The sequence below is a fragment of the Tessaracoccus luoxuelianae genome, from assembly GCF_054483915.1.
Map to the genome: position 1 here is coordinate 513,725 of NZ_CM137013.1, position 26,734 is coordinate 540,458.

At 69.8% G+C, this 26,734-nt stretch carries 25 protein-coding genes and 1 riboswitch; of the genes, 9 read left to right on the top strand and 16 right to left on the bottom strand.

The features are described from left to right. Window positions 1–140: 140 nt before the first annotated feature. From ACX1D1_RS02090 to ACX1D1_RS02100, 3 genes are read left to right on the top strand one after another with little or no spacing between them, the layout of a single operon-like run. A complete protein-coding gene (locus tag ACX1D1_RS02090) occupies window positions 141–431 on the top strand; it encodes a FeoA family protein (protein WP_459055720.1) in 291 nt (96 codons plus the stop codon). Further along, the gene (gene feoB / locus ACX1D1_RS02095) at window positions 428–2,359 is read left to right on the top strand and encodes a ferrous iron transporter B (RefSeq protein ID WP_459055721.1); all 1,932 of its coding nucleotides are present in this window, start codon (window positions 428–430) and stop codon (window positions 2,357–2,359) included. Before ACX1D1_RS02090 ends, feoB begins: the two co-directional genes overlap by 4 nt. Further along, a complete protein-coding gene (locus ACX1D1_RS02100) occupies window positions 2,356–2,922 on the top strand; it encodes a NifU family protein (RefSeq protein ID WP_459055722.1) in 567 nt (188 codons plus the stop codon). The genes feoB and ACX1D1_RS02100 overlap by 4 nt, the downstream gene beginning before the upstream one ends. A 25-nt stretch (window positions 2,923–2,947) precedes the next feature. On the opposite strand, the gene ribH is transcribed toward ACX1D1_RS02100, so the two are convergent. The 5 genes from ribH to ACX1D1_RS02125 all read right to left on the bottom strand — a co-directional run bounded on the left by ribH (window position 2,948) and on the right by ACX1D1_RS02125 (window position 7,867). Then, entirely contained in the window at window positions 2,948–3,424 is a 477-nt protein-coding gene (gene ribH, locus ACX1D1_RS02105) for a 6,7-dimethyl-8-ribityllumazine synthase (RefSeq protein WP_459055723.1), read from the bottom strand. Further along, a complete protein-coding gene (locus ACX1D1_RS02110) occupies window positions 3,421–4,659 on the bottom strand; it encodes a bifunctional 3,4-dihydroxy-2-butanone-4-phosphate synthase/GTP cyclohydrolase II (protein ID WP_459055724.1) in 1,239 nt (412 codons plus the stop codon). Before ACX1D1_RS02110 ends, ribH begins: the two co-directional genes overlap by 4 nt. Continuing rightward, window positions 4,656–5,249: a riboflavin synthase gene (locus ACX1D1_RS02115; protein WP_459055725.1), complete on the bottom strand. Its 594-nt coding sequence runs from the start codon at window positions 5,247–5,249 to the stop codon at window positions 4,656–4,658. The genes ACX1D1_RS02110 and ACX1D1_RS02115 overlap by 4 nt, the downstream gene beginning before the upstream one ends. A 1-nt stretch (window position 5,250) precedes the next feature. Beyond that, a complete protein-coding gene (ribD, locus tag ACX1D1_RS02120; protein WP_459055726.1) occupies window positions 5,251–6,285 on the bottom strand; it encodes a bifunctional diaminohydroxyphosphoribosylaminopyrimidine deaminase/5-amino-6-(5-phosphoribosylamino)uracil reductase RibD in 1,035 nt (344 codons plus the stop codon). Between the two features lie 101 nt (window positions 6,286–6,386). Next, window positions 6,387–6,515: riboswitch (FMN riboswitch) on the bottom strand. A 68-nt stretch (window positions 6,516–6,583) separates the two neighbouring features. Next, window positions 6,584–7,867 carry a YibE/F family protein gene (locus tag ACX1D1_RS02125; protein ID WP_459055727.1) on the bottom strand — a complete coding sequence of 428 codons (1,284 nt, stop codon included), beginning with the start codon at window positions 7,865–7,867 and terminating at the stop codon, window positions 6,584–6,586. Between the two features lie 66 nt (window positions 7,868–7,933). Between ACX1D1_RS02125 and ACX1D1_RS02130 the strand changes: the two genes are divergently transcribed. The 3 genes from ACX1D1_RS02130 (at window position 7,934) to ACX1D1_RS02140 (ending at window position 9,684) form a co-directional block, all read left to right on the top strand. Further along, a complete protein-coding gene (locus ACX1D1_RS02130; protein ID WP_182781003.1) occupies window positions 7,934–8,128 on the top strand; it encodes a DUF6767 domain-containing protein in 195 nt (64 codons plus the stop codon). An 81-nt stretch (window positions 8,129–8,209) separates the two neighbouring features. Further along, a complete protein-coding gene (locus ACX1D1_RS02135; protein ID WP_459055728.1) occupies window positions 8,210–9,115 on the top strand; it encodes a rhomboid family intramembrane serine protease in 906 nt (301 codons plus the stop codon). A 44-nt stretch (window positions 9,116–9,159) separates the two neighbouring features. Next, window positions 9,160–9,684, top strand: a complete 525-nt coding sequence (locus ACX1D1_RS02140; RefSeq protein WP_459055729.1) for a DUF6553 family protein — start codon at window positions 9,160–9,162, stop codon at window positions 9,682–9,684. Window positions 9,685–9,688: 4 nt separating this feature from the next. On the opposite strand, the gene ACX1D1_RS02145 is transcribed toward ACX1D1_RS02140, so the two are convergent. From ACX1D1_RS02145 to ACX1D1_RS02175, 7 genes are all read right to left on the bottom strand, one after another. Then, window positions 9,689–12,352 (bottom strand): LysM peptidoglycan-binding domain-containing protein, encoded by a 2,664-nt coding sequence (locus ACX1D1_RS02145; protein WP_459055730.1) that lies wholly within the window; start codon window positions 12,350–12,352, stop codon window positions 9,689–9,691. Between the two features lie 36 nt (window positions 12,353–12,388). Then, on the bottom strand, window positions 12,389–12,571 hold the full coding sequence (locus tag ACX1D1_RS02150) for a hypothetical protein (protein ID WP_182781000.1): 183 nt from the start codon (window positions 12,569–12,571) through the stop codon (window positions 12,389–12,391). 111 nt (window positions 12,572–12,682) lie between these two features. Further along, window positions 12,683–13,558 (bottom strand): type II secretion system F family protein, encoded by an 876-nt coding sequence (locus ACX1D1_RS02155; protein ID WP_182800575.1) that lies wholly within the window; start codon window positions 13,556–13,558, stop codon window positions 12,683–12,685. Continuing rightward, window positions 13,555–14,412 (bottom strand): type II secretion system F family protein, encoded by an 858-nt coding sequence (locus ACX1D1_RS02160; RefSeq protein ID WP_459055731.1) that lies wholly within the window; start codon window positions 14,410–14,412, stop codon window positions 13,555–13,557. The genes ACX1D1_RS02155 and ACX1D1_RS02160 overlap by 4 nt, the downstream gene beginning before the upstream one ends. Next, window positions 14,403–15,863: a TadA family conjugal transfer-associated ATPase gene (locus tag ACX1D1_RS02165; RefSeq protein ID WP_459055732.1), complete on the bottom strand. Its 1,461-nt coding sequence runs from the start codon at window positions 15,861–15,863 to the stop codon at window positions 14,403–14,405. The genes ACX1D1_RS02160 and ACX1D1_RS02165 overlap by 10 nt, the downstream gene beginning before the upstream one ends. Continuing rightward, entirely contained in the window at window positions 15,863–16,660 is a 798-nt protein-coding gene (locus ACX1D1_RS02170) for a hypothetical protein (RefSeq protein WP_459055733.1), read from the bottom strand. Before ACX1D1_RS02170 ends, ACX1D1_RS02165 begins: the two co-directional genes overlap by 1 nt. Continuing rightward, window positions 16,660–17,304 carry a CpaB family protein gene (locus tag ACX1D1_RS02175; protein WP_459055734.1) on the bottom strand — a complete coding sequence of 215 codons (645 nt, stop codon included), beginning with the start codon at window positions 17,302–17,304 and terminating at the stop codon, window positions 16,660–16,662. The genes ACX1D1_RS02170 and ACX1D1_RS02175 overlap by 1 nt, the downstream gene beginning before the upstream one ends. Window positions 17,305–17,495: 191 nt before the next feature. Here ACX1D1_RS02175 and ACX1D1_RS02180 point away from each other — a divergent pair, with 191 nt between their 5' ends. The 3 genes from ACX1D1_RS02180 to ACX1D1_RS02190 all read left to right on the top strand — a co-directional run bounded on the left by ACX1D1_RS02180 (window position 17,496) and on the right by ACX1D1_RS02190 (window position 21,048). Next, on the top strand, window positions 17,496–18,338 hold the full coding sequence (locus ACX1D1_RS02180) for a hypothetical protein (RefSeq protein ID WP_459055735.1): 843 nt from the start codon (window positions 17,496–17,498) through the stop codon (window positions 18,336–18,338). Between the two features lie 56 nt (window positions 18,339–18,394). After that, window positions 18,395–19,441, top strand: a complete 1,047-nt coding sequence (locus tag ACX1D1_RS02185; protein WP_182780993.1) for an NAD(P)-dependent alcohol dehydrogenase — start codon at window positions 18,395–18,397, stop codon at window positions 19,439–19,441. 290 nt (window positions 19,442–19,731) lie between these two features. Then, entirely contained in the window at window positions 19,732–21,048 is a 1,317-nt protein-coding gene (locus ACX1D1_RS02190; RefSeq protein WP_459055736.1) for an MFS transporter, read from the top strand. A gap of 19 nt (window positions 21,049–21,067) precedes the next feature. Here ACX1D1_RS02190 and ACX1D1_RS02195 read toward each other — a convergent pair whose 3' ends face one another. The 4 genes from ACX1D1_RS02195 to mmsA all read right to left on the bottom strand — a co-directional run bounded on the left by ACX1D1_RS02195 (window position 21,068) and on the right by mmsA (window position 26,680). Continuing rightward, window positions 21,068–22,048 carry a ribose-phosphate diphosphokinase gene (locus tag ACX1D1_RS02195; RefSeq protein WP_182780992.1) on the bottom strand — a complete coding sequence of 327 codons (981 nt, stop codon included), beginning with the start codon at window positions 22,046–22,048 and terminating at the stop codon, window positions 21,068–21,070. Window positions 22,049–22,186: 138 nt separating this feature from the next. After that, entirely contained in the window at window positions 22,187–23,596 is a 1,410-nt protein-coding gene (locus ACX1D1_RS02200) for a hypothetical protein (protein ID WP_459055737.1), read from the bottom strand. Between the two features lie 370 nt (window positions 23,597–23,966). Next, window positions 23,967–25,142: a multiple monosaccharide ABC transporter permease gene (gene mmsB / locus ACX1D1_RS02205; protein ID WP_182783568.1), complete on the bottom strand. Its 1,176-nt coding sequence runs from the start codon at window positions 25,140–25,142 to the stop codon at window positions 23,967–23,969. After that, window positions 25,142–26,680, bottom strand: a complete 1,539-nt coding sequence (mmsA, locus tag ACX1D1_RS02210) for a multiple monosaccharide ABC transporter ATP-binding protein (RefSeq protein ID WP_182783541.1) — start codon at window positions 26,678–26,680, stop codon at window positions 25,142–25,144. The genes mmsB and mmsA overlap by 1 nt, the downstream gene beginning before the upstream one ends. Window positions 26,681–26,734 lie beyond the last annotated feature (54 nt).

Sequence of the window (26,734 nt, forward strand, 5' to 3'; positions counted from 1 at the left end):
TCCTCCACCCTATCCACGGCCCGCGTGCGGGGGTGGGGACTTCGCAGAGGCGACGTGGCACGACGGCGGGGTTAGGACAGCCTCAGCTCATAACTGACCCCCGGGGTCGCAATTGGCAACCGCAGTGTTAGCTTAATTCCATGACCCTCGTGGAGCGCTTCGTGAGCCGTCGGTGCATCACAGCCCAACAGCTGGACGCCGGGACGACGCGCGCACTGGACGCACTGAGGGTAGGCGAGGCGGCCACCATCGCCGCCTTCGACGCCAACGACGTCGTCGCGCGGCGCCTCTTCGACCTCGGGTTCACGCCGGGAGAACCCGTCGTCAGGCTGAGGCAGGCGCCGCTCGGCGACCCGTTGATGTTTCGCGTGGGCGGCATCGAGATCGTGTTGCGCCGGGCTGAGGCGCGGCGGATCCTCGTCTCGGCATGACCCACCACCACGGAGGAGCCTCCGCAGCGCCCGTGCTGCCCGGTGCCGCCCGGGTGGCGCTCGTCGGCAGCCCCAACGCGGGCAAGACCACCCTCTTCAACGGCCTGACCGGCCTGCGCGCCAAGACAGGCAACTACCCCGGGGTGACGGTGTCGCGGTACGAGGGGCGGGTGGACACCCCGGCCGGCCCCGTCATCGTGGAGGACCTCCCGGGCACCTACTCGCTGGACCCGATCAGCCCTGACGAGGAGATCGTCGCGCAGGTGTTGGAGGAGGCCCACGAGCTCGCCGGCCTCGTCGTGGTGGTGGACGCCACCCACCTCCGCCGCGGACTCGGCCTTGTCTCGCAGGTGCAGCAGGCCGGCCTGCCCACCGTCGTAGTCCTCACCTTCGTCGACGAGCTGCTCCGACGCGGCGGCCGGGTGGACCCGGAGCGGCTCGGACGGGCGCTGGGCGTCAAGGTCCTGCCCGTGGTGGCGGGGGAGCGACGGGGGGTTGAGGCACTGCGCGACGTGCTGGCCGCACCGTCGGCCTGGCCCGCCCCGCCGCTGCCGCCGCCCACCGAGCCGGACGAGGTGACCGGCTGGGCCAGATCCATCCTCCAGGCCGCGCACTTCGCGCCTCCCGACCCCGACTCGCGCACCGGCCGCCTCGACGGAGTGCTGCTGCACCCCGTGTGGGGGTCACTGGCGTTCTTCGCGACGATGTTCGCGTTCTTCCAGACCATCTTCATGGTCGCGGCCCCGGTGCAGGGGTGGATCGAGGCTGCCTTCGCCTGGTTGGGTGACGTGGCCCGGTCGTCGATCCCGGTGGAGTGGCTGGGCCGGTTCGTCGCTGACGCGCTGCTGGCCGGCGTCGGCGGGGTGCTGGTCTTCCTGCCCCAGATCGCGCTGCTGTTCGTGCTCATCTCGCTGCTGGAGGGCTCCGGCTACCTGTCGCGGGCCGCGTACCTGATGGATCGGGTGATGGCCACCGCGGGGCTGGAGGGTCGCGCGTTCGTCGCACTGCTCAGCTCCATGGCGTGCGCCATCCCCGGCATCATGGCCACCCGCACCCTGCCGTCGGCCAAGGACCGGCTCGCCACCATGATGGCGGCCCCGCTGATGACCTGCTCCGCGCGGCTGCCCGTGTACGTGCTGCTCATCGGGATGCTGGTGCCGCCGGACCTGCGCTGGGGCCTCATCGGTGCGCAGGGCCTGATCATGTTCGGGCTGTACCTGATGGGGGCCGCCTCCGCCATGACGTCGGCCTGGTTCTGGAAGCGCATCGTCGGACGTTCCGGCATGAGCCTGCCGTTCTACATGGAGATGCCCAGCTACCGGATGCCGCGGCTGCGCACCGTGCTGATCTCCGTATGGGACGCGTGCAAGGCTTTCCTGCGCAAGATCACCTCCATCATCCTGGTCACCACCGTCGTGCTGTGGGCGCTGCTCAACCTGCCGATCCGCGGTACCGACGAGTTGCTCGAGGCTGGGGTGGACCCGGCTGACAGTGTCGCGGTGACTGCCTACACGCTGGACCACTCGGCCGCTGCAGCCGTGGGCCGGGCCATCGGGCCGGTGTTCGAGCCGCTCGGCTTCGACTGGCGCGTCAACGTGGGAGTCATCTCCTCCCTGGCCGCCCGCGAGGTGTTCGTCTCGACGTTGGGCCAGGTGGCCGCCGCCTCGGACCCGGAGGACCCCACCGCCGCGCTCGAGGCCATGACCCACACCGAGGGTCCCCGCGCCGGGGAGAAGGTCTTCACGCCGCCCACCATCGCCGCTCTGCTGGTGTTCTTCGTCTACGCGCTGCAGTGCATGTCCACCCTCGCCGTCATGCGGCGCGAGACCGGCACCTGGCGCTGGCCGCTGATCGCCTTCGTGCACCTCGGGGTCATCGCGTGGCTGATGGCGTTCCTTGCCCACTCGATCGTCGGAGCACTCCTGTGAAGCGCAGCATCCATCCCCAGGCCGTCCCCGGAGAGCCCGCGGCGGTCCGGTGGGTCACGGACGTCGACCTGCCGGTGGGGCGCGTGGTCTCCGCCCCCGGCACCCTCGGCCCGCTGCTCGAGTACGGGGTGCTGACCAAGGCGTTCGTCGAACGTGGGGGAGTGTGGACGTGGCTCGCCCCGGACCACACGTGGACCGAGCACGGGCCGCGGATCCGGGACGCGGTCTCGTCGGCCGTCGACCTGCCCGGCTGGGAGGTCGACGAGGGATCCGACGAGCTGCTCGGCCTGATCGCCCGGGAGATCCTCGACGGCGAACTCGCCGGCTACGTCGAATCTCACGGGGGCGTCATCACGGTCGCGGGCGCGGAGGGCGGGCGGCTGACGCTGGACTTCGGCGGCGCGTGCGAGGACTGCCCCGCGGCCAGCTCGACGCTCCACGAGCGGATCGAGGCCGCCGTGCGCGAGCGCTACCCGCTGCTGGGCGGGGTCGAGCGGGTGGGTGGGGCCCACCACAGGTCGCGGGGATGGTTGGGGTTGCCCGTCCCGGGTCGCGGCCGCTGATTCGCCCCGTCGCCTGAGCTGGGGCCTATCCGACCCGTCGGAGGGAGCGGAGGGTGAGTGCGGTCTCGATGGCCGCGTGCGCCGCCTCGAAGCCCTTGTCCTCGACAGAGCCCGCCAAACCTGCCCGGGCGAGTGCCTGCTCCTCGGTGTCACAGGTGAGCAACCCGAAGCCGACGGGGGTGCCATGATCGAGAGCCACGCGGGTGAGGCCGTCCGTCGCCGCGGCACACACGTACTCGAAGTGTGGCGTCCCTCCCCGAATGACGACGCCGAGGGCCGCGACGGCGTCGTGGGTACGGGCGAGAGCGTCGGCTGCCACGGGCAGCTCGAAGCTGCCGGGCACGCGGACCACCGTCGGATCGGCACCGGCGGCCACGCAGGCGCGCAGCGCACCCGCGAGGAGGCCGTCCATCACCGTCTGGTGCCAGCTGGCCGCGACGATTGCGACGCGGAGGTCGCGGGCATCTAGTCCACTGGTGGCGGGGGCGCCGTGTCCACTCATGTGAGGTCTCCTTGGGCGCTGGTGGGAAGCAGGGGACTGAGAAGATGTCCCATCCGTTCCCGTTTGGTGGTGAGGTAGGCCAGGCTGTGTTCCCCTGGCGGTACGAGGATGGGGACTCGTTCCGTGACGCTGGTCCCCAACTCCTCGAGGGCGGTGACCTTGGCCGGGTTGTTGGTGAGCAGCCGGACGGCAGGGACGCCGAGGTCGCGGATGATCTGCGCGGCGGCGGTATAGCGCCGGGCATCGATCGGGAGACCGAGATCGGTATTGGCATCGACGGTGTCGCGGCCGGACTGCTGGAGTGCGTACGCATGCAGCTTGGCGATGAGGCCGATGCCCCGACCCTCGTGGCCGCGCAGATACACGATCAGCCCTCGTCCCTCCGCCGCGATCCGGGCCAGCGCCAGGTCCAGCTGTGGGCCACAGTCGCAGCGGATGCTGCCGAAGACGTCGCCGGTGAGGCACTCAGAGTGGACCCGCGTGAGCGGAGGCTTGGGGCCGCCGAGGTCGCCGAGGGTCAGCGCGACGTGCTCCTCGCCCTCGACGGTGCGGTAACCGATCGCGAGGAAGTCTCCGTGGCGAGTGGGCAGATGTGCCTCGGCGGCCCGCTCGACCAACCGTTCGGCACGTTCCCGGTGGACCACCAGGTCCTCGATGGAGATCAGCGCTAGGCCGTGCTCGTCGGCGAAGTCACGGAGCGCCTGGCCCCGTTTCATGGTGCCGTCGTCGTTGACGATCTCCACGAGCACGCCCACCGGCCGGAGCCCGGCCAGCCGCGCGAGGTCAACGGCCGCCTCGGTGTGCCCACGCCGGGCGAGCACCCCGCCCTCCCGATACCGCAGCGGGAAGACATGCCCCGGCCTGGTCAGATCCCTGGCCCCCGTCGCCGGGTTGGCCAGCATCTGGACGGTGTGGGCCCGGTCCGCCGCGCTGATGCCCGTGGTCACCCCGGTGCGCGCATCGACGGTCACGGTGAAAGCGGTCCGGTACTGGTCGTCGTTGTCGCGGGTCATCAGCGGGATCTGCAGGCGGTCCAGCAGCTCGCCCGTCATCGGCGCGCAGACCACACCGCTTGAGTAGCGGACGGTGAAGGCCATCAGCTGGGGAGTCGCCTTCTCGGCGGCGAAGATGATGTCGCCCTCGTTCTCCCGTGACTCGTCGTCCACCACCACGACCGGGCGGCCGGCTGCGATGTCCTGGATGGCTCGGGCGACGGTGTCCAGCTGGAGGGTCATCGGGTGACCAGCCGTTCGACGTACTTGGCGATGATGTCAACCTCAAGGTTGACGAGGTCGCCGGCCTGCCGGAGGCCCAGGGTGGTGCGCTGCAGGGTCTCCGGGATCAGCCCGACGGTGAAGGTAGCGGCGTCGTCGTCGACCTCCACCACGGTCAGGCTCGTGCCGTCGACGGCGATCGATCCCTTGGGCACAACGTAGCGGGCGAGCGCCGACGGCAACGCGAAGGTCACGGTGTCCCAGTGCTGGCTGGGGTGGCGCGACACGACGTGGCCGGTCCCGTCGACGTGGCCCTGCACGATGTGGCCGCCGAGCCTCCCTGTCGCGGTGACGGACCGTTCGAGGTTCACCGGGCTGCCCGGCTCCAGTGAACCGAGGGAGGTCTTGTCGAGGGTCTCCTGCATGAGGTCTGCCGTGAAAGTGGGCCCGTCAAGAGTGACGACGGTGAGGCAGCACCCGTTGACGGCGATCGAGTCCCCGGGGCGGGCGTCGCCGGTGACCAGCGGCCCCCCGATGGTGAGGGTCAGTGCGTCGGGGTGTGGATCGAGTGCGAGCACTTGGCCCAGCTCTTCGACGATTCCGGTGAACATGTCAGAACGCTCCTTCGAGGGGGGTGGGGGAGGGTGGGCGCAGCGTGAGGCGCAGCGCGGGTTGGTCAGTGGGGTCCACAGGTGGGAGGACGGTGGCCTCGTCGAGGTCGAGGCGCAACGCCTGCGAGATGGTGCCGATGCCGAGGTCGCCGACGACCGGGCTGCCAGCTCCGAGAAGGGCCGGCGCGATGTAGGCGACGATCTCGTCGATCAGGGCCTCGCGGAGGAAAGCTGCCGCAAGCGTGGGACCGCCCTCGAGCAGCACATGCCTGCGCCCGCGCCGGTGAAGCTCGGCCAGGGCCGAGTGCGGGTCGCGGGTGGGGAGGTGGATCGAGTCGGCGGCGCCGTCGAGCACGCGGCTTCCGGGGTGGGGTTTCCGCAGCCCCATGACCACCCGCAGTGGCTGGATGTCCGCCAGGGTCCCGGCGGAGTCGCGGATCGTCAGGTGTGGGTCGTCGATGGTTACGGTGCCGGTCCCGGCGAGGATCGCGTCGCAACGTGCACGCAGCCGGTGGGCGTCGGCACGTGCGGCCCTCGACGACACCCAGCGCGAAGTGCCGTCAGAGGCCGAGGTCCGCCCGTCGAGCGTTGAGGCGAACTTCCAGGAGACGTAGGGTCGGCCGCGGCTCACGGCGATGCCCCATGCCTTGTTGAGGGCTGCCGCCTCGTCAGCAAGGAGTCCTCCGGCAACGTCGATGCCCGCGTCACTCAACCGCCGGGCACCGCCCGACGCCTCGGGGTTGGGATCCTCCTGCGCGAAGACGACCCGCCGCACGCCGGCCGCTATCAGAGCTTCCGTGCAGGGGCCTGTGCGCCCGGTGTGGTTGCATGGCTCAAGGGTGACCACGGCGGTGGCGCCATGGGCACGCACCCCCGCGGCGGTCAGGGCGTCGACCTCGGCGTGTGGTGTGCCCGCTCCCCGATGGTGACCCTCAGCGATTGTGCGCCCGTCGGGTGTGAGGAGCACGCAGCCGACGCGAGGGTTGGGGCCGTGCGGCGCGTCTTCTGCAGCCGCCAGCTGCAGTGCCCGCGTCATAGCGCTCTGTTCGGCCGGTGATTCGTGCACGGTGCCCGCTGTCCTCTTCGGGCGCGCTCCGGGGGTACACGACCAAGCGGCAGGTACGCTGCCGCTGACCGCTGCGTGCGCTTCCCATCCGGACTTTAACCGTCGGTCCAGGAGTTCCACCTGGTCAACCGGCCAACGAGTTGGCCGGGTCGCGGACTGTCACCGCCGGTGCGGAATTTCACCGCCCCCAGAGCACGCAATGTGTGTTGGGCCAACAATGCACGGCCCGGCGGTGGCAGTCAATCCGTGATGGCTGGTCAGGCCTCGTCTATCCTGGCCCGACGGCGGGGTCATGAGCCGGCTCGACGCCGTGGCCCGGAGCGGGGTCGGGGACGGGGCCGCTGTGCTTGGGGGGGGCGTGCGATTCCCGTGCGGGGCCGACGGTGAGCGCCGCGATGCCGGTCGTGATGGGCACCGCGAGGATCAGCCCGATGGCCGAGGCGAACGTCCGCACGCCCTCCCCGGCGAACAGCTCGAGCCCGAACAGGTCCAGCGGCTCCCGGGTGGTGAAGAACAGCAGCAGCAGGATGGTCAGGGCGCCACCGGCGTAGGCGAACACGATGGTGTAGATGGTGGACGCGATGTGGTCCCGCCCGATCCGCATCCCCGCCGAGAACACCTTCGCCCGCGTCCACTCCGGCGCGGCGGCACGCAGCTCCCACACGGCCGAGGCCTGCGTGATTGTCACGTCGTTGAGCACGCCCAGGCCGCCGATGATGATGCCCACCATCAGCAGTTCCTGGAAGTTGATGCCTGGGGCGAGTTGGGCCAGGTCGTACTCGTTCTCCTCGGCGAAGCCTGACAGGCGTGCCGCGCTGACGGCGATCGTCCCCAGCGTGGTGGTGACGGCGAGGCCGAGAAGGGTGCCGGCCAGCGCCGCCGACGTGCGCATCGACACCCCGTGGGCCACGTAGAGGACGATGAACATGATCACCGTGGACCCGGACAGCGCCACCGCCATTCCCGGCTTCCCGACGATGATGGCCGGCAGCATGAAGCCCAGCAGGATCCCGCCGGCGATGACCAGCCCCACCAGCGCGAACAGCCCGCGCCAGCGCGCCACCGCGACCACCGCCACAGTGAACAGTACTGCCATCGTGAGGAGCACCGGCAGTCTGTTGATGCCGTTGAACGCGTAGTGGATGCCGTCAGAGGTGGGCACGCGCGCCACCTCGATGGTGTCTCCGGCTCGCAACCCGTTGTGCACGTTGGGGCCGGTGAGCTCGACGGCAGCCTGCTCGCCGGCGTCCGGACCTGAGGTGAGCGTGACGGTGGCGGTCATGCACGCCGCCGTCCCCGTCGGCGTCTCGACGGAGGACTCGCACCCGTCCACGATCGAGTCGATGGTGGCCTGCTCGTAGGTGACCCCCGGGGCGTCGGAGATCTTGTTGAGCGCCGCGGACACCTCGCTCTGGCTGGGCCACAGCCAGATCAGCCCGGCGATGGCGAGGACGCCGAACACCACCAGCAGGCCGGTGAGCAGGGTGCGGGCGCGCTGGCCCACCTCGACGACCCCGTGGCTGCCGTGCCCGTGCCCATGCCCGTGACCCATGGGCACAACTTACCGGCCCACCCGCCCGGAGTGGCCAAGACCGCTCGCCCTAGAATGGGACTCACGATGCTCAAGGCACCCCAGCCCTCCCTCCCGCGGCGACGACCCGACGCGAAGTGCCCGCTGCGCCCGGGGGAGCCGTGCACCCTGTGCCAGGCAAGTGTGACGGGGCCGCAGGACTGCGGCCTGGTGTACCTGGTCATGGATGATCCCGAGTTCCGCGAGGCCTGGGCGGCGTCGCGCCGGCCCGTCGGGCAGTAGCAGCCCCGAGCCCGTCCAGCCCGGGCCCTCAGCCCACAACCACGGAGCCGCCCCGCTGCGGCGGCTGGGTACGCTCGTCGCATGGATGCCGAGTCGTCGACGTGTTATCGACACCCCGATCAACCCACGCGTATCGCGTGCCAGCGCTGCGACCGGCCCATCTGTCCGCAGTGCATGATCCCCGGCGCGGTCGGCTTCCAGTGCCCTGAGTGCGTGTCCCGCGGCCACCGCGAGACACGGCAACTCCAACTCCCCTACGGGGGGACTCGGGCGGCCAACCCGCGCGCCACCTCGATCGCGCTGATCGTGATCAACGTCGTCGTGTTCGCGGGGGTCCTGCTGACGGGGGGATCCTTCGGGTCCCTGTTCAACCTGTTCGCCCTGACCCCGCAGGGCATCTGCCCGGTGGGCGACCAGATCCTGCTCACGGACGCGGCCGGCTGCGCAGCGGAGGGCTACGTGTGGCAGGCGGGGGTGGCCACGGGCGCCCCCTGGCAGGTGATCACCTCCGGCTTCACCCACGCCGCCCCCCTCCACATCCTGTTCAACATGCTGGTGCTGTGGCTGCTCGGGCCCACTATCGAGCAGGTGCTCGGCCGGGCGCGGTACCTGGCGGTCTACCTGGTGGCGCTCCTGGGTGGGTCGGCCGCGGTGATGCTCTTCTCGGAGCCATTCCTCTCGACCATCGGCGCCTCTGGTGCCATCTACGGGTTGATGGGGGGTCTTCTGCTGATCGCCGTCCGGCACAAGGGAGACGTGCGCGGCATCCTCTTCTGGCTTGGACTCAACGTCGTCCTGTCGTTCACCTGGGCGGGCATCAGCTGGCAGGGGCACCTCGGCGGCCTCCTCGGCGGCGCGGCGACGGCGGCCTTGATCATGTACCTGCCCAAGGAGCGCCGCGCCGCCTGGCAGTGGCCGTTGGTGGGTCTGTTGGCGGCGGTGTTCGTGGCCATCATCGTGGCCCGCGCGCTCGCCCTGGCAGGCTGACGGCGGGGCGTGGCCCCCGTCCAGCACGGTGGTAGGTTGCGGGCATGGTGGAGGCCCCCCGCGATGAGCTCGATCCCGCGCTGCGTCGCGCCCGCTACGGCAAGCGCGACGACGGGGACAGGTTCCTCGGCTTCTGGCTGACCATCCTGGTGCATGCCCGCCAGGATCGACTCACTCCCAGCCTCACCCAGGTTCGACGCGCCATCGAGGGCTTCTATGCCGGGCGTGAGGTGCGGGCCGCCGTCGCCGCGGTGGGGCTGCCGGCTGTGCAGGACCAGCTGCGCGACGCCGCAGCCGTCTACTTCCAGACCTGCCTGACCGATCCCCAATACTCGTCGGTGGTGTGGGGGATGAATCGGCTGCAGCCAGACCAGCTGCGCGCCAAGGCGGCCAAGGATGCCGCGACCGCGCTGGCGGCGCTGGTGGAGTGCCGCGCCGGGAGCCCGGCGGAGGAGTTGCCCCCGCTGTTCGTCGATGGTTTCCTCGAGGTCTTCGGTGAGCCGGGCCGCGACGCACTGCGCCCAGCCCTGGCGAAGAGGTCCTCGCTGGCGGGCCTCGGACTGGTCTAGGAGCTCACGCCTCGGGGGCCCCCGCCATTGCGCGGCGGGCCGACGGTGCGTGGAGCGCGGCCTGGATTCGCCTGGAGAGGTCCGGCGCCAGGTCACGGCCCTCGGCGCGGGCCGTCCGGGTCAGGGCCACCGCGGCGCCGTTGGCCTCGGAGGAACGACCGGCCAGGGCGAGGGCCAGGATCTCCCGCGATGCGAGGGCGTCGTTCGAGGGCGCAGCGAGACGTCCCCTTCGTACCGCCCAGAGGGCGGCCTCGGCCGCGCTGCGCTCCAGCGCCCGGTCCGCCAGCACACTGGCCGCGTCCACGACCATGGACACCATGTCCGAGCGCAGCTGGTGCGCCCAGCCCCATTGGAACTCGAAGGAGCCAAGGGGCTCGCCGCGCACCAGGCGCAGCGCCGCCACGAGAGCAGCGTCCGAGGACAGGTTCACGCCACCGCTCAGCATGGTGCGGAACTGCTCCCAGTCCGAGGACACCCTCGGATCCAGCGACACCCTCCCCGAGTACGCATCCGGCAGGTACTGCACCCCGTCCGGGGCGTCGCCCAGCCAGCTGCGCAGGCGGCTGGTGTTGGAGCGCCGGGTGGTCTCAGCGATCAGCAGCGCGCGCGTCATGGCCGTCGGCGTGGATCCGGGGTTCTCCAGGAGCCAGGCGCAGTACTCGAGGCACTGGCCCACGGCGCGCCCAGGAACGTCTCCGGCGGCGCCGATCAGGTCCGGATCCCCGAGGAGGAGCAGCATCGGGTGCTCGGGAGTGCTGAGCCGTCCGGTCATGGGGGCGTCCTCGTACGGTCTGGGTGAGTGCGGAAGGGGCGTCACGTTGGGGGGAAGCTCGTCCTCCGAGCGCCACCACGGAGCCTGCTCTGTGTCTGTGCTGCCGGCTGCGCGGAACAGTTCAAGCACTGCCCTGCGGGCCGGCTGGGTCAGCAGTTGGGGCGTGAACGACTGACCCCGCCAGGTGCCTGAGCGATCATCGACCGTCACGGGGTGCGAGCCGAGCTGGGTGGCGGACTCCGATCCGACGACCACGCTCACGCCCACCTCACCGAGGGCGAGGGCATCGGCGATGGCATCCAGCTGCACCGGGTTCACCGTCGACACGAACACCACCACCACCGGCTGCCACACGCCGGCCAGGTCCGCGTCCTCGCGGAGCTGGGGGAGGGTGCGACCGGCCATGGCGAGGCGCCGTTGGCTGCAGAGTCTGGTGAGGGCCAGGACGCCGTCCTCGACGGTGTGCGTGGCGCTGATCCGGGGATCATCCAGGGCGTCGGCCCATTCGGTGCCGCCCACCAGGACAAGCTGCGTCTCATCGGCCCAGGGCGCGCAGCTGAGGCCCGTCACCACAGCGGCCAGCGCCGACGCCGTAGCCGGCCCGGTGAGGATCAGCGCCCGCTCCCGCTCCACGTCCGCCGCGACCGTCTCGCCCTCAGCGGTCCACCCGAGGACGACGGCGGTGGCCGACTGCCCTGGCTCCGCCTCCTCCGCCCGCCTCGCCAGCGCCGCCCAGAAGCGGGCGAGTGGAGGTGAGACCGGGATGGCTCTGCGGCCCATCGCACGGCCGAGAAGCTGCAGGCGACGCCGTGAGGCCAGGCCCGCCACGATGCCGCTGGCCAGGATGGCTCCGATGGGGCCGAGCACCTCGGCCACGCCGTCGTCCGCGTCAACCATCGAGGACACGGCGGCCGCGGCTTCGTCGGCGCGCTCAGATGGGGCAACGGTGGGTGGACCGGGGAGCGGGTCCTCGGCACCTTCGTCCGGCCGCGGAGTGGCCGGCGGGCGGCTGGGCGTGGAGGTGTCGGTGGGGTCACTGAGCGAGGACTCAACCGCGACTTCGTCAGGAAGGGGATCCGCCGGCGCCGCAGCCACTGGGACAACCTCGACGACCGGCTCAGCGGCAACTGGGACGCTGAGGACCCAACCGGTGTCGATCTGGTCCGGGTCTGCGATGCGCTGTTGATTGAGCCGGTGGATCTCCGGCCACCGCTCGGGATCCCCGAGCTCGTCCGCCGCGATGGACCACAGCGTGTCACCCTCCTCCACCACCATCTCCTCCACGGCACCCACGGCGGCTTCCTCGGGGAGGACCAGCCGCCTCCCGGCCTCGAGCCGAGTGGACTCAGTGAGCCCTGGGTTCAGGGCCACCAGCTCCCGCCAGCGGCCTCCCTCGCCCAGCTCCTGCTCGGCCACCCCCCACAGTTCGTCGCCCGGCTGGACCAGGTAGGTGCGTGACCCTGCCGCCTCATCCGACACGGAGGCCTCGGCGCGGGCCGAGACCGACGCGCGCCCCCCGGACGCATCAGCGGGGCCACCAGGCGCCGCGACCGTGTCGGCCACCGCCGCGTTGGGCGCCGCGACAGCCGCCAACACCAGCGCCCCGATGACGGGCCGGAGCCAGCCGGTGCCGGGAAGCGCCACCGCGACCCGCCGTCGGGTGGCCACGGACAGCAACTCGAAGACGACGGTGAGGGCCAGGACCGCCCACGCCACCCAGCCCACCACGCTCAGCGCGGCCACGACCAGGCGGCTGTCCATCGCCACGAAGAGCGACGTGGCCCAGTCCGCGTTGAGGAGCGCCGTCGGATTCCCCACCTGGAGCAGCAGCCACGGGATGCCGATCAGGAGGAAGGCGAGTGCCAGCGTGGCGCCGAGGGCGCGGATGAGCCTCATGGCCCTGCCTCCTCGCCGGCTGAGTGCGCGCGCATGTCAGCTGGGGAGGCGGTCTGTGACGTACGCGGTGATGGCGGTGATGACCACCAGGGCGATGGCGGCGGCGCCCGCGAGCAGGATGGCGTTCTCCGTGCTCTGGCTGAGGCCTCGCTCATCGCGCTCGCGGGGCAGGTGACGAAGGGTGACGAGCAGCCCGACGAGGTGATGGATGGGTGACATGGGAACCTCCTGGTGATGATTGTGGTGGGGGGCAGTGCCAGTTCTTGAGTTATCCACAGGTGCGGGCGAAAGAGTAGATAGTCGTCCACAGTTGTGGTCCGGGTCTTGACATCAGGTGGCCAACAGCTTCAGCAGCGGCGGAACCAGGAGGGCAAGACCGAGAATCAGGGCGGGGATGGTCATCCACAGCGACATCGCCTCGCTCGCCTCCTGCGCGGCGGTGCGTTGGGCGCCCAGGTGGGCGTCGCGCAGCTCGCGCACCCGAGCCTGAAGGACGTCCGCCAGGCCCGCGCCCTGCTCCTCCAGCTGCATGACGTCCGCGAAGTCCGCCAGCTCCGGCACGTTCCATTCCCGGGCCACCTCCCGCAGCTCGGACCATGGCTGGGACTGCTCCATGCGGGCGCGTTCGAGGCCGGATGAGATCCTCCGGAAGAGGGGCGAATCGGAGACACCAGCCGCGCTCGCCGCCGCCTGCGCGGCCGACGAGTTGGCCAACCGCTCCAACACGACGAGATCGAAGAACGTGTGGATGCCGTCGGTGGCGGCGCGGCGTTCCTGCTCCGCCCCGCCGCGGAGCCGCAGGTCAGCAACGAAGTAGCCGACCACTGCGGCCACGAGGCCGATGGCCAGGGGCGCGGGGCCTGGTGAGCCGCCGAACGCCATCTGAGACGCGGCCCACACCACCGGGAGCAGGAGCCCGGCCGCCGTCCAGACGAGCTTCTCGACGAAGAAGTCCCCCACGCTGCGGCCCTGCATGAGCAGCAACTGCTGCTGGCGGGCGGTCAGCGGGAGCCTGAGGCGCCTGTGCACCCGTTCGCCCAGCGCCTCCACGCCGACGGCGGGCGCCGACGCCGACGCCGTCGGCTGACGACTGTCCAGGAGAGCCAACGCGTCTCCCAGCCGCACCGGGGGAGTGGTGAAGCCCCGCACCATCACGACGGCGCCCAGGCCGGCCACCATGCCGAATCCGATTGCCGCCCCGATCACTGCGCGCTCCGGAGGAAGCGGGGCGCCACGGGCGGCACCGTCATGCGGCGCAGCATCACGAGGCAGCCCAGGTAGGCGGCGGCCAGTCCGAGCGCGATCAGCTGGCCGAGGGGGGTGGTGTATGGGGCGAAGAACTGCGGATTCATCACCAACGCCCCGACGAGCACGCCCAGGGTGATGAAAGTCACCTGCTTGACCACGGCGCGGGGCTTGGCGCGCTCGGCGGAGATCTCGCGCAGCGCGGCGAGGCGTGCCTGGATGCTGTCGGAGATGGCACCGAGGGTGGCCCGCGCGCCCGCGCCGCCCTTCGCGGAGGCGATGGTCAGGGCCGCCACCACCGCGTCCGCGTCTGCGGAGGCCAGCTCGTCGGCCATGGCGAACAGCGCATCCCGGGCCTGCCAGCGCTGATCCAGGCGCGTGCACAGCCGTGCGACGGGCTCGCGCAGCACCGGCGCCACCTGCTGGCGGGTGCTGAAGATGGCGTCCCGGATGGATCTACCCGAGGACAGGGAGGTGGCGATCAGCCTCACCCAGCGGTCCAGGGCGGCCAGGATCTCGATCTCGCGGTTGGGCGGCGCGCTCAGCAGCAGTGGAATGGCGATGGAGATGGCGGGGAGCAGGATCAGCGCCATCACCGAGCCCGTCGCGAGGCCGGCCACCACCCCCGCGGCCCCGGCGGCCGCGAACCAGCCCCGGCGGGCCCTCGACAGCCCTGTCCACCACCGCGACACTCTTGTCCACAGGCATGTGGACTTCGGTGTGGATAACCGCTCGGCGCGGCGCCAGCCGAGCCCTACCAGCAGCAGACCCAGGCCCAGCGTCGATCCGGACAGCGCCGCCAGGATCACCCCCACGGGCCCGCCCCGTCGAACTGCGCCAACTCCGCCGCCATCGCCGCCTCGGGCTGGAAGAGCTCGGGCTGGGTGGGCGTGGCCGCGCGATAGACCAGGTGCGTGGCCGGCCTGCCCGCCTCGACGGATCCGGTGAGCTGCCTCACCTCAGAGACGAACCGGAGTCTCGTGCCGCCACGCCAGGCGTCGTCGCGGAGGGTGACGTGGACGATGAAGTTGAGGTGATGGGCGATCTGATGCATTGCGTCCTCGACGCTCAGCACCCGGCCCTGCGCCACCCTGGCCGCCAGGCGGTCGATCGTCGACGACGCCGAATGCGAGTGCGTCGTGGCCAGGCATCCCGCGCCGGATTGCATGGCTTCAAACATTGCGCCCGCCTCCGAGCCGCGCACCTCGCCCACCACGATCCGGGTGAGGTTCTGCCGCAGCGCCTCAGGGATGAGATCCGCCACCGAGTAGGATCCCACGCTCGTCCCGCCAGCCATCTCGCCCATCCCCACCCTGGCCTGCAGCGCCAGGATGTTGCGACGGTTGCCCAGCAGGTGGGTGAGCAGCTCGTAGTCCGTCTCCAGCGTGCCGAACCGCTCCGTGGGATGGATGGCCGCGATCAGTGCACGCAGCAGTGTGGTCTTGCCCGCGCCCTGGTCTCCCGAGATGACGATGGACTTTCGAGCCATCACTGCGCTCTGCAGCAGGCGCGCGACATGCGGCGGCAGCATCCCGTCGTCTGCCAGCTCGGCCAGGGTGACGTCGGTCAGGAGGTGCTGCCGGATGACCACGCTCGGCCTGAACGAGAGTCCGAACCCGATGGCGTGCAGCCGGAAGCGATTGCCCAGGGCCAGTGTCATCGTGGGGTGCAGGTCGTCGAACGGCCTTGGCGGCGTGGCGGTCTGACCCAGGAAGCGGATGGCGTCCACCAGTTCCTCGTCGGTGTCCGCGACGGCGGCGTGCGCCTCGCGGTGACCGTCGCCGTATTGCACCGTGACCGTGTCGCAGCCGTGGATCTCGATGTTCTCGGCGTCTCGGATCTCGAACAGCGGCTGGAGCCGGCCGTAGCCGAAGATGGCGTTGTCCACCGCGTCGACGTAGCGCAGCTCCAGCTCGAGCGGCCACAGTGCCTCCCCGGCCTCGCCGAGGCTCTGTGCCCGGGCGTGCACCACGCTGCGGATGATGGCGCGGCCGCGGACCCGGCGGTCCTCCTCCGGCATGGGCTGGTTGCGGGTGGCCTGCCACTCGGCGGAGGCGTTGGAGATGAGCTCCACCGCCTCGCGCCGCAGGCCGACGACGAGCTGCCAGTCCACGTCCTGGGGAATGGAAGCCCCGCCTGCCGACGGCGCGGCGGCCCTGCGGGCGGACGAGGGATCAGGGGCAGGGGCCGCGGGCCCGGGGTCCGCGGGCATGAGCCCCAGCCTGCCCAGCGCCCCCGCCAGCGGAGGTAGTTGTCCGACGCTCATCAGGCCCTCACCGTCACCGCGGCCACGGCCTGGCGGGTACGGGTGAGGCGCTCTGACAGCGCCTTCGCGTCCGCCCGGAAACTGCCCATGAACCCTCCCTCGTGGAACCGCCTCGGCTCGACGGCGCCGTCGCTCAGCACCTCGGCCTGGCGTGGGTCCCACGACGGCTCCAGCCAGCAGGGGAGGCCGAACTGCGCCGCGATCTCTCCCGCCGCGTAGGGCCGGCCTGGGCCCACCACGGCCAGGCCCGCCGTTGTGGGGGACGGCATGGAGCGCAGCTGCTCCTCCACCGTGGCCAGATGGATCCTGGCCGCGGCAAGTGAGCGCAGCGACGACCGCACGCACACCACAACGGCGTCCGCCGCGGCGAGCAGGCCCAGCGGCAGCCCCGCCGACGAGATCCGTCCGCCGTCGATCAGCACGTCGATCCCGCGGTCGTCCAGGGAGGCCAGCGCCTCGCCGAGTGGGCCCCACACGTGCTCGAACAGCCTGGACGCCCCCGCCGTCGAGAATCCGGGGAGGAACCTCCGCTCCCGGTCCCCTCCCTGGGTGAGGGGCAGCGTGTGCCGCCAGAGCTCGGGGGCCAGCGCGGTTCCCTCCCGGTGGAGTTGCGCCAGGGCCATCAGACCCCGCCCGCCGTGGTCCATGCCGCGGAGGTAGCCGGCCTGGATGGCCTGGGAGGGGTCGCGGTCACAGTCCGCCACCAGCGAGTGTCGCGGCCAGGCCAGGCCGAGCGCCAGGGCGGTGGTGGTGACCCCGGGCGAGCCGGTGGCCGAGGCGAGCAGGACAACCGCCATCACTGCCCCCTGACCACGACGACGGCGAGGAGGTCCGCAGCGGAGAGCCGCGCCACGGCATCCGCGTCTGAATCGGAGACCCGGACGTCCAGGGAGAAGCTGGCCCCGTCGTCGAGGAGCACCGGCGAGCTGGCGACGACCGCACGGGCGGCGGTGCTCGTGCCCTCCACAAGTCCGACGAGGCGTACGGCGGTGCCTGGCGGCATGTCAGCGGTGGGCAGCTTGCCGAGCGGGAGGCGCAGCCCGATGAGGGCCTGCCCGCTGGGAAGTGGATCCTCCCCGACGTGGCGTGCTAGCGGGAACGCGCCCTGCGGGAGGTCCGTCAGCGAGCGCTGCCCGACGAGGCCCGGCAGCTCCGCGGCGCCCAGCGCCTCGACCCCGAGGCTCTCGGGGACCTCAAGGACCGCAAGATCCTCCCGTTCGATCGCGTCCCCGCGGCGCACGTCGGTGGCCATCACAACGACCGCGCGGTGGTCCGCGTTCATGGAATAGAGGGTTGCGGCGCCGAGCCCGCCGAGCGCCACGAGCATCGCTCCCAGGGCAATCAGCTTGGGGCTGCGGCGTGCGCGCAGCTGGACCTCGGCCGGCCGGGGCGCGGCGGGCGCAGCGGGTTCCGGCGTGTGTGGCCGTTTCTGATCGTGCATCGGGCCTCCCTTCCGGCCGCAAATGTAAGAGGAGCAGAGGGTCACTTCGGAGCCCAGAACCCGGATGTGGACAAGTTCGCCCCATTTGAACGATTTATCCACACCCTTATCCCCAGAGTCCTGTGAACGAAGCACACCAGCTTGACTATCTGAGAATCCTGAGAGATTCTTGGGGTCGTTGACTGTGAAGAGTGGGAGAGCTTGTGCGCAAGTGGATCGCAGCGTTGACGGCCTCCCTGGTCGTCGCCGCGGGTTCCGTCGTCGCCACCTCCGCCCAGGCGCTGCCCATCGCCCCCGCCCCAGTGGCATCAGTGACCGGGATCCCCACCCCGTGCCCCTCGACGAAGCCCTACCCGGCTGACGCGTCGATCGAGCAGCTCAAGGAACAACTCGCGGCCACCTTCGGCTTCAAGCTCGCCGGATCCCAGTGGACCGAGCAGCGCCGGCCCTCCATCAAGATCCTGTGGGAGACCCTGGACGCGGTGGAGTGCACCACCTACCGCGCGGATCTCCAGGCCAACGTGCACGGCGCTCTCGGCCTCAACGCCGCCCACATCTCCGGCTACGCCTGGGGTGACTGGAGCCTGACGAAGACCAACCACGTCACGCTGGACTTCGCGAAGTTCCAGCGCGCGCTGGACAGCGGCGACGAGGGCCGCCTCGTGCGCCTCGTGATCCACGAGCTCGGCCACGTGCGGAACTCGGACCGCTACGAGAACCCCGAGTACTGGACGGTGTTCACCAAGCTCTTCGCCCGTGAGGGCCGGTTCAGCGAGTACGCGGGCCGCAGCGTCACGGAGACGTTCGCCGACGTCGTCGGCTACTACGTGGGCCGCTGTGCGCTGGACAATCCGTACGACTCGGGCGAGCACGCCGCCTACTACGACTACGCGAAGACCTACATCTTCGGTGGCAAGGAGTTCGGGCCCGCAGCAGGCGTCGCGCCCAACTGCACGCTGCCGTCCGAGACGGCCGAGGAGCCGGCGCCGGGCGCCGAGGTCGCGGCGTGGATGGAAGGTCTCGGCGGCGAGTAGAAGCTGACGGGGTAGCATCGCAAGCTGTCCCACGGATCTGCTTCATGGAGGAAGTCATGCCCGACGTCGCCGCCTACGCCATCGATTCACCCACCGGCCGCTATCACAGGACCACCATCAGCCGTCGCGAGCCGGGCCCCACCGAGGTGTACTTCGACATCGCGTACACGGGCATCTGTCACTCGGACATCCACACCGCCCGCGGCGAGTGGGGGCCCATCCACTACCCGTTCGTCGGCGGCCACGAGATCGCGGGCGTCGTCAGGCAGGTGGGCTCGGAGGTGACGAGGTTCCAGGTGGGTGATCGCGTTGGCGTCGGCTGCTTCGTCGATTCCTGCCGCACCTGCGAGATGTGCCTCCAGGGTGAGGAGCAGTTCTGCACCGGCCGGCCAGGCGCGGTCTGGACCTACAACGGGACCGGTCGCGACGGGCTGCCCACCGACGGCGGCTACTCGCAAGGCATCACCGTGGAGCAGGACTACCTGATGCGCGTGCCGGAGCAGATGCGCCTCGAGCACGCCGCCCCCCTGATGTGCGCCGGCATCACGCTCTACTCCCCGCTGAAGCGTTGGGGCGCCGCGCCTGGCAAACGGGTGGGCATCGTCGGCATGGGCGGCCTCGGTCACATGGGCGTGCAGATCGCGGCGGCCATGGGGGCCGAGACCATCGTTCTCGGCCGCACTCTGGCCAAGCGCGACGACGGGCTCAAGCTCGGCGCCACGGACTACGTGTCCACGCAGGATCGCGGGGTGATGAAGTCTCTCCGGGGCTCGTTCGACCTGATCGTCACCACCGTCTCCGACGGCGTCGAGCTGGATTCGCTACTCAAACTGCTCAAGGCGCACGGGGTGCTGGTCAACGTCGGCCTGCCGGAGAACGCGTCGTCGGTGCACCTCGGCGTGCTCACCGGGCAGGCCCGGGTGCTGGCCGGATCGAACATCGGTGGGATCCGGGAGACGCAGGAGATGCTGGACTTCTGCGCTGAGAACGGGCTCGCGCCTATCGTCGAGATCATCGGCGCGGACCAGATCGACGAGGCGTACGACAATGTCGTCGCGTCGAAGGTCCGCTACCGCTACGTGATCGACATCGCCACCATCTGAGGGGTCGCAACGGGGCAGCGAGGACGAACGCAGAATACACCTGTGTACGGTGCGCGGCCCCTCCACCCCCACCAGGGCTCCCATGTCGACGATGCGACGATGGAGGGGTAGGAACGGCGTCCACCGTTCCTGCGGCCGGCCGGTCGGCCCGGCGCTTTCCCGGCAACCGGGCCGACCCCCGACGACGACGTCGGCCGCCGGTGCCTCTGTTGCCCACGGTTGCCGCGACAGCCCAGCCGCGGGCGTGGGTTCATCAGTCATCGGCATAGGATCGTCCCGGGAGGTCACGCGTGGTGGCGAGCGGATACGGTCGAGCGGCCTGGGTGGTCTGGGGAGTCGGCGTTTTCGGGTACTCGCTGGCGGTCATGCACCGTGCCGCCCTCGGCGTCGCGGGGCTTGAGGCGGCGGATCATTTCGGCACCACTCCCGGCATCATCTCCACCTTCGTCGTGCTGCAACTCGCCACGTATGCGCTTGCCCAGGTGCCCGTCGGCCTGCTGCTCGACAGGTACGGTTCCCGCCTCATGCTCACCGGCGGAACCCTCGTCATCGCCGGCGGGCAGGCGATGCTCGCCACCACCGACGACCTGTCCACGGCCTACGTCGCCAGGGTGCTGCTCGGCATCGGCGACGCCTGCATGTTCAACTCCGTGCTCAGACTCCTTCCCCGCTGGTTCGCGCCGCAGCGCGTCCCCGTGCTCAGCCAGGTCACGGGCATGGTCGGCGCACTGGGCCAGATCGCGGCGGTGGGCGCGGTCCTTCCGCTGATCAAGCTCATGGGCTGGCAGACGGGCCTACTCATCACAGTGGCCTTCAGCGTCCTGGCCGCAGTGCTCGTGATGGCGTGGGTGCGCGACGCTCCCCCCGGGCAGGCGTCGGCGGTGGTGGTGGACCCCATTCGCGAAATCCCCGGCCGGATCAGAGGGGTCTCCATGCACCCCGCCACCCAACTCGGCTTCTGGGTGCATTTCACCTCTGGATTCTCCAGCATCACCTTCGTGTTCATGTGGGGGATCCCGTACCTCGTCGTCGGCCAGGGAATGTCGCAGGCCGAGGCGGGCGGGCTCTTCGCGCTGCTCTCGGTGGCATCGATGGTGGCCGGCCCCGTCGTCGGGTCGCTCACCGCCCGGCACCCGCTGCGGCGCAGCACCCTGGTGATGATCCTGGTGTGGACCGTCATCGCGTGCTGGGCGGCCGTGCTGCTGTGGCCGGGGCGCGCCCCGCTACCGCTGCTGGTCCTGCTGGTGCTCGCGCTGGCGGTGGCGGGCCCCGGCACCGGGGTGGGCTTCGACTTCCCCCGCACCAACCTCCCGGTGACCCGGCTCGGAGCCGCCAACGGCATCGTCATCGCGGGCGGCTTCGTGGGCGGCACCGTGCTCATCCTGATCATGGGCCTCTTCCTGGACTGGCTCTCGGGGGGCAGCGCCTATACCCCGGAGCAACTCCGCCTCGCGTGGCTGCTCCAGATCCCCTTCTTCGCGGTGGGGATCGTAGGTATCCAGCTCAGCAGGCGACGCCTGCGCCGGTTGATGGCGGAGGAGGGCGTCGTCGTACCGTCGTGGCGCGAGGTGGCGCGCCGAATCCGAGACCGGCGCGTCGAGGACTAGCGACGAGGGCTAAAAGGGGCTAAAAGAGGCCTTCTGGCAGCGGGGGCGGTGCATAGGACGGGTCCACGTCGTTGAACAGCTTGCTCACCGAGCGGCCGTTGTGGATGCGGTCGATGGCGTCGGCGAACAGTCCCGCTACGCTCAGCACCGTCAGGCCGGGGAAGTTCTCGGGCGGGGGCACGGTGTTGGTGGAGACCACCTCCACGATCCGCGACACGTTCTGCAGCTTCTCCACGGCCTGGCCCGCGAACAGTCCGTGAGTGCACGCCACCGACACCTCTTCGCAGCCGAAGTCCCCTAGCCGGGTGACGATCTCGACGATGGAGCCTCCGGTGGCGATCTCGTCGTCCAGCACGATGGCCCGCTTGCCGGCCACGTCGCCGACGATGGCGTCGATGACCACGCGGTCGTCTGCTAGGCGCTGCTTGGACCCGGCCGCGACCGGCAGGTTGAGGAGGCGGGCCAGCAGCGTGGCCTGCTTCGCGTTCCCCAGATCCGGGGAGACCACGACGGTGTTGCTCAGGTCCCGATCCCGGTAGTGGTCCGCGATCACCCCCAGTGCGGTGAGGTGATCCACGGGAACCGAGAAGAAGCCGTGCACCTGGGGCGCGTGCAGGTTCATGGTGAGCACCCGGTCCACCCCTGCCGTGGACAGCATGTCTGCCACCAGCCGCCCGCCGATCGAGATCCGCGACGCGTCCTTCTTGTCCGAGCGCGCGTAGGCGTAGTGCGGCATCACGGCGGTGATCTGGCCGGCCGAGGCGCCGCGGGCCGCGTCGATCATCAGCAGGAGCTCCATCAGGTGGTCCTGCGTGGGCGGCACGAGCGGCTGCACGATGTAGACGTCGCGCTGGCGGCAGTTGGCCAGCAGCTGCGCCTGCAGGCAGTCGTTGCTGAAACGGGAGATCTTGACGCCTGAACGACGAAGACCCAGGTGGCTGCAGATCTCGTCGGCGAGCGCGGCGTGGGCCGACCCGGAGAACACGACAACGCCCTTCACAGGCTGCCCCTTCCGTTTGCCCCCAGCCTAATGGGCGACGGGGTATCGCGGGCCCCACCGATCACACGTTCCAGTGGGCAGCCCGTTCGGGGCGTCGCCGTCGCCTCACCTCCCGCAGCGCTCCTCCGACGCGACCGCTCACACAAGCATGCGGGTGCCGGTGGGGGTGACTTCGTAGCGGTAGCCCAGGGGGCTGGACCAGTGGAGCTGGCTTGGTCTGGGTTGGTCGGCGCGCCAGGTGCGGGCGGTTTTCGCGCGGTGGACCCTGCGGCTGAGTGGGGCAAGGTTCCCGCTCCGGGTCTGCCCGCGGCAGCCGGATGCGAAGGGTTGGGTGTGGTCCAGGTCCAGGCCGTTGGCTCGCCGTTTGGAGTAGGGGAACATTTCGTGGTCCATGCTCAACAGCAGGGCCTTCTTCAACCCGGCCGATGGGGCGTAGTGGTCTTCGGCGGGGATTGCGGGCAGATCGATCACAGGCTGCACCGTGACATCCACCCCCGGGAGCAGTTCGGCCAGCAGGGCGGTGGTGATGTGCCCGGCGCGGTCGATGCGGGCGGTGCCGGTGAGCTGGCCGAGGGCGTCGGCGTGAATGTGGACGGCCAGCTCCAGCTTGGGGCGGAGCTTGGCCAGTGGGGTGGTGATGGTGCCACACAACGCGCCGAGGCAGTGCGGATCATGACGCTGCCCACCATCGACAGGCGCAGGCTCCGCAGGTCCGCCGCCGTAGCCGACTGACCCTGTGTCCGGGGCGTTGGCTGTGGTGGGGGCCGGGGCAGTGTCGAGGGCGGCGGCGAGGCTGTCGTGGAGGGCGGGCTGCGCCGCGTGCTGGAGAAGCGCCAGGGCGTAGGCCGGGTTGGCGAGCACTCCGAGGGCTTTGGCGCGCAGGATCGTCTTCGATGTGTCGGGCTGCTCGACAGCCAGCAGGTCGGCGATGCGGTCGACGGCAGCATCCAGGTAGCGGGCGTCGAGCACATCCAAGCGGCCGGTGAGGTTCATCACCCCGTCGTGCAACCCCCACACGTGCACCCCGCGTGAGGCCCGCTGCCGCCGTTCGCGTTCCGCGGCGCGGGCCTGATCAGCCTCGATGATCATCTTCTTCAACAGCGTGAACGCGGCCGTCCAACCCAACCCGTCCTGCCTACCCAACCAGCGGTCGGTGACCGCATCGGCCCCCTCGACCGGCAGGTCCAGACACATCGACGCCGCCTTGCAGGCCCGCCCCGCCTCGATCCGGCCCTCCTGCACCGCCGCGTAGAGGCAGGGATGGCGGTGCTTCAGGCTCAAAGCATCTGCCAGCTTCGAGGCCGCCACAATGGGTGGGCAGCGCAGCAGGCCGGCCAGTTCCAGGCCGATGAACTCGGAGACCGCCGGGGTCCCGATACCCCCGACCACCACCCTGCGCTCGGCGAGGACCTCAACGACCTGGTCGTAGTCAACCTCGTAGTGCTCCGCGAGGTCACACAGCAGGGTCAGGGTCTGGGCCTCGGCGAAGCGGCGCAGTTCGTCGGCGGAGCGCAACTGCTCCGCGATCTCACGCGCCTTGTCCTTCATGGGTTCCACGCTATGTCCGACCACTGACATTTTTGGCTCCCAGCAGGGGCGCCGGGCAGAAATTCTTTGAGAAGTTTTTCTGGGGGTTGCTGGGGGGTCGGCGACGGTGTCGAGGCCTCGACGCGTCGGGCGAGTTGGCTTGTCGGCTCGCGTTTCTTAGGCTTCGAGGCCGCTTCGCGGCACCTCAGCCAGCGGGGAGGGCTCCAGCCCACTGCGCGGCACCTCAGCCAACGGGGAAGCCCTCGTCGCCGACCCGCGGCTCCTCAGCCAACGGGTAGGGGGAGCTCCGACTCGTAGGGTCTTCCGTGGCGACGCGACACGGCGCCCGGGAGTGGGGGGCTCCCGGGCGCCGTGTCGCGTTGCGGACGGATCAGGCCTTGGCGGCCGCCGCCCGACGCTTGTTCCAAATGTCGAATGCCACTGCGAGCAGCAGCACCAGACCCTTGACGATCTGCTGGATGGACGTCTGGACGCCCATCAGCTGCATGCCGTTGCTCATGACGGCCATCACCAGGCCGCCGATCATGGCGCCGATCACGGTGCCGACGCCGCCGGTGACGGCTGCGCCACCGATGAAGCAGGCCGCGATCGCGTCGAGCTCGAACATGTTGCCTGCGCCCGGCTGGGCGCCGTTGGTGCGCGAGGAGAACACCACGCCGGCCACGCCGGTGAGGAGGCCCATGTGCACGTACACCCAGAAGATGGTGCGCTTGACCTTGACGCCGGAGAGCAGGGCGGCGTTGATGTTGCCGCCGATGGCGTAGACGTGACGGCCGTAGATCGAGTTCTTGGCAAGGAACGAGTAGACCAGCACCAGCACGGCCAGGATGATCAGCACGATCGGGAAGCCACGCGCGGTGGCAAGCTTCCAGGCGAAGAACATCACGACGACGGCCACCGCGACCAGCTTGAAGATGAAGAGCGGCATGCCCTCCACCTCCTGCTCGTAGCGGATGCGGGCGCTGCGGCTGCGCCACTGGGTCCAGGCGAAGCCGGCGATGGCGAACACGCCGATGAGCAACGTGAACAGGTCGAAGCCGTTACCGCCTAACAGCCCGTTGAGGAAGCCGTTGGCGATCTGCTGGTACTCCGGGGTCATCGGGGACAGGGAGACCGAGCCCAGCACGAGGAACGTCATGCCACGGAACAGCAACATGCCCGACAGGGTCACGATGAAGCCCGGGATGCCCACGTAGGCCACCCAGAAGCCGTGCCAGGCGCCGATCGCGAGGCCGACGATGAGGCCGGCGATGACGCCGACATACCACGGCATGCCGTTCTTGATGATCAGCGTTGCCGAGACCGCGCCCACCAGTGCCACCACGGAACCCACCGACAGGTCGATGTGGCCCACGACGATGACGAACAGCATGCCGATCGCCAGGATCAGGATGTAGGAGTACTGGAGGATCAGGTTGCTGACGTTGATGGGATTGAGCAGCGTCCCGCCGGTCAGCACCGTGAACAGGAGCACGATCGCCACGAACGCGATGACGATGCCGCTCTGGCGGAGGTTCTTGGAGAAAAGGTCCTTGACGGTGGCCATCACGCGGCCTCCCTTTCTTTGGTCATGAGCTTCATGAGGCTCTCCTGGGTTGCCTCTCCGCGGGGGAGTTGGCCTGTGATGCGTCCGAAGGCCAACGTGAAGATGCGGTCACAGATGCCGAGGAGCTCAGGGAGCTCCGACGAGATCACAACCACCGCCTTCCCGGCGTCGGCGAGCGCGTTGATGATGGTGTAGATCTCGTACTTGGCGCCGACGTCGATGCCGCGGGTGGGTTCGTCGAGGATCAATACCTCAGGGGAGGTCATCATCCACTTCGAGAGGACAACCTTCTGCTGGTTTCCGCCGGAGAGCTGGCCCACCACGTTCATCACGGTGGGGGTCTTGATCCGCATCTCCTTGCGGTACCGCTCGGCGTTCTTGATCTCCTCGTTGGAGTTGACCACCCCGTTGGAGGCGATCTTGTCCAGCGAGGCGGCCGAGATGTTGCGACGGATGTCGTCGATCAGGTTGAGGCCGTAGCGCTTGCGGTCCTCGGTGGCGTAGGCGAGACCGGCGTCAATGGCTGCTGCCACTGAATGGAGCTGGACTTCCTTGCCGTGGAGGAAGAGCTTCCCGCCGATCTTGCGGCCGTAGGCCCCTCCGAACAGGCTCATCGCCAGCTCGGTGCGGCCCGCGCCCATGAGGCCGGCGATCCCGACGATCTCCCCGGCGCGGACGTCGAAGGAGGCGTTGTCGGAGACCTTCCGGCCGGCGACGGTGGGGTGCAGAACCGTCCAGTCCTCGACCCGCATGATCTCCTCGCCGATGTTGGGCGTGTGATCGGGGAAGAGGTTGTCCAGCTCGCGGCCGACCATGTCTTTGATGATCCGTTCCTGGGTCATGTCCGGGCCTCTGTCGAGGGTCTCGATGGTCATGCCGTCGCGGATCACCGTGGTGGCATCGGCGATGGCGGTGATCTCGTTGAGCTTGTGGGAGATCATGATCGACGTGATCCCCTGCCCCTTGAGGTGCCGGAGCAGGTCCAACAGGTGCGCCGAATCGGTGTCATTGAGCGCGGCGGTGGGCTCGTCGAGGATGAGCAGCTTGACCTGCTTGGAGAGCGCCTTGGCGATCTCCACGAGCTGCTGCTTGCCGACGCCGATCTGGTTGATCGGCGTCATGGGGTTCTCGTCCAGACCCACCCGGGCCAGCAACTTCGCCGCCTCGGCGTTGGTCTTGTGCCAGTCGATCACCCCGCGCTCGACCTGCTCGTTGCCGAGGAAGATGTTCTCGGCGATCGACAGGAGCGGGACCAGGGCGAGCTCCTGGTGGATGATGACGATTCCCGCGTGCTCCGAGTCGTTGATGGAGTTGAACTTGCACTCCTTGCCCTCGAAGATGATGTCGCCTTCGTAGGTGCCGTGCGGGTACACGCCGGAGAGCACCTTCATGAGGGTGGACTTACCGGCCCCGTTCTCGCCGCAGATGGTGTGGATCTCGCCGCGCTCAACCTCAAGCGTGACGTCCGAGAGGGCCTTGACACCAGGAAAGGTCTTGGTGATGTTGCGCATCTCGAGGATGTTCTGTGTGTCGCTCATGCGTCGCCTTTCTTCGCTGTCAACGGGCGACGATGGCCCGGCCCCTGAAGGGCC

Coding starts and splice junctions, on each gene's coding strand:
- ACX1D1_RS02090 (WP_459055720.1), top strand. CDS start 141: ATGACCCTCGTGGAGCGCTTCGTGAGCCGTCGGTGCATCACAGCCCAA.
- feoB (WP_459055721.1), top strand. CDS start 428: ATGACCCACCACCACGGAGGAGCCTCCGCAGCGCCCGTGCTGCCCGGT.
- ribH (WP_459055723.1), bottom strand. CDS start 3,424: ATGAGTGGACACGGCGCCCCCGCCACCAGTGGACTAGATGCCCGCGAC.
- ACX1D1_RS02110 (WP_459055724.1), bottom strand. CDS start 4,659: ATGACCCTCCAGCTGGACACCGTCGCCCGAGCCATCCAGGACATCGCA.
- ACX1D1_RS02115 (WP_459055725.1), bottom strand. CDS start 5,249: ATGTTCACCGGAATCGTCGAAGAGCTGGGCCAAGTGCTCGCACTCGAT.
- ribD (WP_459055726.1), bottom strand. CDS start 6,285: ATGACGCGGGCACTGCAGCTGGCGGCTGCAGAAGACGCGCCGCACGGC.
- ACX1D1_RS02125 (WP_459055727.1), bottom strand. CDS start 7,867: ATGGGTCACGGGCATGGGCACGGGCACGGCAGCCACGGGGTCGTCGAG.
- ACX1D1_RS02130 (WP_182781003.1), top strand. CDS start 7,934: ATGCTCAAGGCACCCCAGCCCTCCCTCCCGCGGCGACGACCCGACGCG.
- ACX1D1_RS02135 (WP_459055728.1), top strand. CDS start 8,210: ATGGATGCCGAGTCGTCGACGTGTTATCGACACCCCGATCAACCCACG.
- ACX1D1_RS02140 (WP_459055729.1), top strand. CDS start 9,160: ATGGTGGAGGCCCCCCGCGATGAGCTCGATCCCGCGCTGCGTCGCGCC.
- ACX1D1_RS02145 (WP_459055730.1), bottom strand. CDS start 12,352: ATGAGGCTCATCCGCGCCCTCGGCGCCACGCTGGCACTCGCCTTCCTC.
- ACX1D1_RS02150 (WP_182781000.1), bottom strand. CDS start 12,571: ATGTCACCCATCCATCACCTCGTCGGGCTGCTCGTCACCCTTCGTCAC.
- ACX1D1_RS02165 (WP_459055732.1), bottom strand. CDS start 15,863: ATGAGCGTCGGACAACTACCTCCGCTGGCGGGGGCGCTGGGCAGGCTG.
- ACX1D1_RS02170 (WP_459055733.1), bottom strand. CDS start 16,660: ATGGCGGTTGTCCTGCTCGCCTCGGCCACCGGCTCGCCCGGGGTCACC.
- ACX1D1_RS02175 (WP_459055734.1), bottom strand. CDS start 17,304: ATGCACGATCAGAAACGGCCACACACGCCGGAACCCGCTGCGCCCGCC.
- ACX1D1_RS02185 (WP_182780993.1), top strand. CDS start 18,395: ATGCCCGACGTCGCCGCCTACGCCATCGATTCACCCACCGGCCGCTAT.
- ACX1D1_RS02200 (WP_459055737.1), bottom strand. CDS start 23,596: ATGAAGGACAAGGCGCGTGAGATCGCGGAGCAGTTGCGCTCCGCCGAC.
- mmsB (WP_182783568.1), bottom strand. CDS start 25,142: ATGGCCACCGTCAAGGACCTTTTCTCCAAGAACCTCCGCCAGAGCGGC.
- mmsA (WP_182783541.1), bottom strand. CDS start 26,680: ATGAGCGACACACAGAACATCCTCGAGATGCGCAACATCACCAAGACC.